This window comes from Areca yellow leaf disease phytoplasma, from assembly GCF_041920595.1.
The window spans coordinates 619,607-625,007 of the sequence record NZ_CP169277.1 but is presented as its reverse complement, the minus strand read 5'-3'; the positions used below and the strand labels follow the sequence as shown (position 1 = coordinate 625,007).

Here is a 5,401-nt window from a genome sequence, read left to right as displayed (position 1 = left end):
ACATCTGTACTTCGTTCAATTTACGTATTGCTTTCAAGTTTTATTCAATTCATTTATTATTTAATTCATTTATTAAGAATTAATTTTTTCAAAATAAGTTCTAAGGATTTTTAATTCATAATCACTTTGAGATTTTTTTTTAATTTTTGATAAAGCTTTAAAAACTGCAGAATGGTTTCTTTTAAACTACCAACAATATTATAAGGAATATCTTTTAATTCTTTGATTAAATACATAGCAATATGACGTGGTAAAGTATATTTTTTGTCTTTTTTACTCATTAAATCACGAACTGAAATATTGAAAAAATTGCTAACAACTGATTTAATTTTTCCAAAACATCCTCATCATAAGAAACACTTTTTTTGCTTTAATCAAAAGTTCTAAAGCTTCATTGGCAATATTAATATCAATATCATAGCCAAAAGTTTGGGCATAATTCAACAATCTTAATAAAGCTCCTTCCATTTCACGAACATTATTAACAAAAGAAGAAAACAATCAAATCAAGGACATCTTTTTTATTTTCCTTAAAGTGATTTTGTGGGAAACCAAATTCTAATATTTTCTTTTTCAAAATATTACACGATGATTAAAAATTCAGGGACTTTGAATATCAACCATAAGACCAGCTTCCAAAACGGAAGTTAATTCACCACAATATTTTTAGTTCTGAGGCTTGTTTATCGCTTGTAATTACAATTTGTTTTTGGTTTAAATAAAGATAATCAAATAATTTAAAAACTCCATTTGAGCTCTTGTAGCACCTGCCATAATTTGGATATCATCAACTAATAAAAGATCAATATCACGGTATTTTTCGTTGAAATCCTCCATTTTGGCTTTTCTTAATTGGTTGGTAAATTTCTTCAATAAATCCACGCTTTTGACATGATAGAACTTTTTTCTGAATGTGTTTTTTTCAAAATATGATTGATTGCCTGAATTAGATGTAGGTTTTTCCGATTCCTGTCAAAATATATAGCGGATTGGTAGTTACTTTTTTTCTTCAGCAATTTTTTTGGCAATTTTAAAGGCAAATTATTACTTTTTCCCACAACAAAATTGATATCTAAAACTATACTTGGGATTGGTATTTCCATAATTGTATTATATTAAAACGTATTTTTCTCTGGCTTTCAATTTCAATGATTTGTTTCATTATCAGTTTTAGTTCTCGATTTGTTCTTTTTCATTTTTTCAAAATATTTTATTATTTTGGAATTCATCATTATTTTCATTATTTTCAATTTTGGAAAAATAATTTTGATTCTCATTTTCTAATTTTTCTTTAAGATTTTCAAAATAATTTTTTTCATCATCAAAATTACTATTTTTTTTATTTTTTTCTGAAACAAATTCAATTATAATTTTTTCTTCAAATTTTAATTTAGTTATTTTTTGATTTTTTCAAAATACATTTTATATATTTTATTCTTAATAAATTCAGTTTCACTGAAATTATAATTTTTTCTTCAATTTGGTTTATTTTTTTAATATTGGAAATGTTTTTAAAACTTATCACTGTAAATTTTTAATAGTTCATTTAAAATTATCTCCCAAATTTATTATAATTATTCATTTTAATATTACCTTTAGTATTTTATTTTTATTATTGTTTTTATTTTTTTTAATAAATTATTATTATTATGAAGCACATTTTTGTTCCTAATTCTAAAAAAAATAGCTTTTAACTTTATTTTTCTCTCAAATTAAGGAAAAATTTATTAACATTTTAGAACTATTTTTAACAGTTTGGAAACATTTTATTTTTAACAAAACTATTTAAAACTTTTTTGCTTTCACGTTTTTTCTAGAAAAAATAAAATTATTCAATAAAATAATAACATAAAAAGCCACAGTTTTTAGAACAAAAAATAACTTTTTCCTAAATGAAAAACCTTTCTTTAAAAAGAAGAACAATTTATGAAAATTAACTTATTAATCTTTTTATAAGTTAGTTTTTTACAACTAAAAATTATTTTTTTTAAAACTTAGGAACTTTTTTTAAAACTTAGAACATTTAAACCTATTTTTTCCTAACTTTTATTTATTTTATTTTTACTTTGTTATTGTTTTCTTTTTTTATTCTAATTTATTGCGTTTTTTTCAAAAAAATATCAAAATATAACTTAAAAAAATGATAAAATAAATTTGTAATTGTTTTTAATTCTTTCAATTCTTTTTTGGGTTATTTTTATTTTGAGTATTTTTTTTAAAACATTTTTATTATTTTTGGACAATTTTTTTAATCTTTTTTTACTTTTTTTAATTAAGATCTATTAATTTCCTAAAACTTTTAAAATTTTCAAGTTTTTATTATATATCGCTATTTTAATTAAAAAAATAAACAAAAAAAATTATTTTTCATATTACTAATTCTAATACTTTTGCCTCTCTTTTTTTCTTTTTTTTTTGCTTCGCTATTATTTTTCCTCCGATTCTTTTCTTTAAATTTCTTTTTCTTCTTATTTTAATCCCCTTTTTTCTATTTCCATTTACATTTTTTTAATTCATATTCGTTTCATTTCACTTTTTTATTTACAACAAAATATTACAACATTACATAAAAACAAAGGATTAGTAAATTACAATGAAAATTTCTATCAAAGATATTTTCCAAAAACCAGAGTTATTTTATCAAAAAAAAATAGTATTAAATGGTTGGGTTAGAAATTGTCGTTATCAAAAAAAAATAATTTTTATCGATTTAAATGATGGTACTTTTCTGGAAAATTTACAAATTATTTGTAAAGAAACCAAAACCAAAAACATCGAAATCGCCGCCGAAATTACCGAATTTCATGAAAACCAAAAAGTCAATACCAACAACGAATTTCCAAATAACATTAATTTAGAAAAATTAAAAGAAATGTTGCAAATTGGGGCTTCTTTGCAAGTGGAAGGCATTCTAAAAGCAACCAACAATCCCCAAACGCCTTTTGAAATTAGTGACCCAAAATGTTTCTCTTTTAGGCGCAAGTGATTTTTCTTATCAGCTTCAACCCAAAAAACATTCTAAGTCTTTTTGAGACAAATTTCTCATCTAAGAGTGCGCACCTCAAACTTTTTAGACAGTTTTCGTATTAGAAATACCGCTTTTTTGCCCTTCACGGATTTTTCAAAAAAAAGGTTTTTCACATCAACACCCCATTATCACTGCTAATGATGGTGAAGGCGCGGGTGAATTATTTCAGCACTTACAACCCTTAATTTAGAAGCTTTGCCAAAAACAAAAAACATTCCGAAACGCTTCCAAACTTGCCGATGAGACTACCAGCAAAAATGAAATTGATTATCAAAAGATTTTTTTGGCAAAAAGTTTTTTAACAAGTAACAGGTCAACTAGAAGCAGAAGCGATAGCTTTGGGTTTGAATAAAGTCTATACTTTTGGTCCTACTTTTAGAGCTGAAAAATCAAATACTCCAAGACATGCTGCTGAATTTTTTGGATGTTAGAACCTGAAATGGCTTTTTGCAATTTATCTCAAAAATTTAAAAGTCGCCCAAGAAATGTTACAATTTGTTATTGTTAAATGTTTTAGAACAAAATTATCAAGATATAGGAATTTTTGGACTAAGACAGAAAAAAACTGTTTAATTGAAGAATTAAAAAACATCGCTGAGGAAAAAGAATTTGACAGTAAAATATGAACAGCTTTAAAGAAATTTTGCAAAAAAGCAACACACCAAATTTGAAACCCCCTTTTTATGGCGCTGATTTGGCAAACCGAACACGAAAAATATTTAACCGAAACACATTTTAAAAAAACCCAGTTTTATTGTTGATTGGCCAAAGAAATTAAAGCTTTTTATATGAAAAAATAATCCCGATCAAAAAACAGTAGCTGCGATGGATCTTTTAGTTCCTCGTGTCAGAGAATTAATTGGTGGATCGCAAAGAAGAAAAATTTATCAGTTTTTAGTGAAAAAAAAATGAACCAAAATGAAAATTCCTCAAAAAGATTTGGAATGGTATTTAGATTTACGCCGTTTTGGGGATGCATTCATTCAGGTTTGGCTTAGGATTTGAAAGACTACTAATTTTTTTAACAGGATTAGATAATATTCGTTGATGTAATTGCTTTTCAAGAACTTATCATAATTTAGTTTTTTAAGTTTAATTAATAGTATCGTTTTATTTATCAATTTACAAAGAACTTTAAACTTTTTACCTTTTCTTAAATATTTTTTAACTCTAAAATGTTTTTCTAAAACATTTTTTTATTTTTTGTTTGGAATTTCGCTTTTACTTATTTTTAAAAACAAAAATTGCAAAATCATATTTAATATTTTTTAACTATTAATTGTCAATATTTTTTAAACATTTATAAAATTTTATAAAATTCAAAAAGCAACCAAAAGTCCAAAAATAAAAAATCACCAATAATTAAAAATGATTAAATTCATCTAAAAGATAAAACCAAAAATCAAAAAACCAAAAACAATAAAAAAAGTTAAAAATAATAAAATCAAAATAATAAAACCAAAACCAAAACCAAATCAAACCAAAATCACAAACACAAAATTAAAAGCCAAAAAGCTAAAAATAAGGAATACAAAAAATGGGTATAAAATTAGAACAAGTAAGTTTCTAAAATTTCTCATCGATAAACAAACTAAAAAAGAAACTTATGCTAAAAAATTCGACATCAACATTCCTAAAGGAAATTGTTAAGTCTTTTAGGTCCTTCGGTTGTGGCAAATCGACTACTTTCTTTACATGATTGCAGGGCTTCATCCTATTTCGGCTGGAAAATATTTTTTGGCGACAAAGATGTCACTAACCTGCCTATTGAAAAAGAGGTATTGGTTTAGTTTTCCAAAATTACGCTCTATATCCTCATATGACAGTTAGACAAAATATTTCCTTTCCACTGGAAAATCTAAAATTTGCGCGCGAAATTATTGTGCAAAAAGTAGAAGAAATTGCCAAGTTAGTGGGAATTGCCAATCATTTAGACAAAAAAATTCAACAACTTTCAGGCGGACAACAACAACGCGTAGCAATTGCAAGAGCATTAGTAAAAGAGCCTCAAGTTTTGCTTTTAGATGAGCCCTTATCCAAACTTAGATGCAGGGTTACGCCTCAAAATCTAGGAGAAGAAATTAGAAGAATCCAACGAAAACTGGAATCACTGCTATTTTTGTTACACACGACCAAGAAGAAGCAATGTCTATTAGTGATGAAATTTGCTTAATGAATAAAGGACAAATCCAACAAAAAGGCGCTCCTCAAGAAGTTTATGCCAATCCTAACAACTTGTTTGTTGCCAAATTTTAGGCAATCCGCTTATCTCTATTTTTGAAGGAAAAATTATTTTTTGAAAAGTAACTATTGAGATTCACTCTTTTTGATTTTTCTTCTAACAAAACTTTTAAAAACCTAAATCAAGAAATC

The 5,401-nt window shown here is 25.2% G+C and carries 3 protein-coding genes and 2 pseudogenes; 2 read left to right on the top strand and 3 right to left on the bottom strand.

Going from position 1 to position 5,401, the window contains the following annotated elements; translation table 11 throughout:
* Window positions 1–110 precede the first annotated feature (110 nt).
* The 3 genes from ACEW7V_RS03530 to ACEW7V_RS03520 all read right to left on the bottom strand — a co-directional run bounded on the left by ACEW7V_RS03530 (window position 111) and on the right by ACEW7V_RS03520 (window position 873).
* Window positions 111–281, bottom strand: coding sequence for a hypothetical protein (locus tag ACEW7V_RS03530; protein WP_374695462.1), 171 nt, complete (start codon window positions 279–281; stop codon window positions 111–113).
* Window positions 282–324: 43 nt separating this feature from the next.
* Complete coding sequence (locus ACEW7V_RS03525; protein ID WP_374695461.1) at window positions 325–501, bottom strand: hypothetical protein; 177 nt, start codon at window positions 499–501, stop codon at window positions 325–327.
* A 213-nt stretch (window positions 502–714) separates the two neighbouring features.
* Window positions 715–873: a DnaA ATPase domain-containing protein gene (locus ACEW7V_RS03520; protein WP_374695460.1), complete on the bottom strand. Its 159-nt coding sequence runs from the start codon at window positions 871–873 to the stop codon at window positions 715–717.
* 1,720 nt (window positions 874–2,593) lie between these two features.
* Here ACEW7V_RS03520 and asnS point away from each other — a divergent pair.
* Both asnS and ACEW7V_RS03510 read left to right on the top strand, forming a co-directional pair.
* Window positions 2,594–4,110 (top strand): annotated as a pseudogene (gene asnS / locus ACEW7V_RS03515) (asparagine--tRNA ligase).
* Between the two features lie 466 nt (window positions 4,111–4,576).
* Window positions 4,577–5,319 (top strand): annotated as a pseudogene (locus tag ACEW7V_RS03510) (ABC transporter ATP-binding protein); the annotation flags it as partial.
* Between the last annotated feature and the right edge of the window lie 82 nt (window positions 5,320–5,401).

Bases quoted from the DNA above. Each gene is read 5' to 3' on its own strand.
- ACEW7V_RS03530 (WP_374695462.1), bottom strand. From the start codon at position 281: ATGAGTAAAAAAGACAAAAAATATACTTTACCACGTCATATTGCTATG.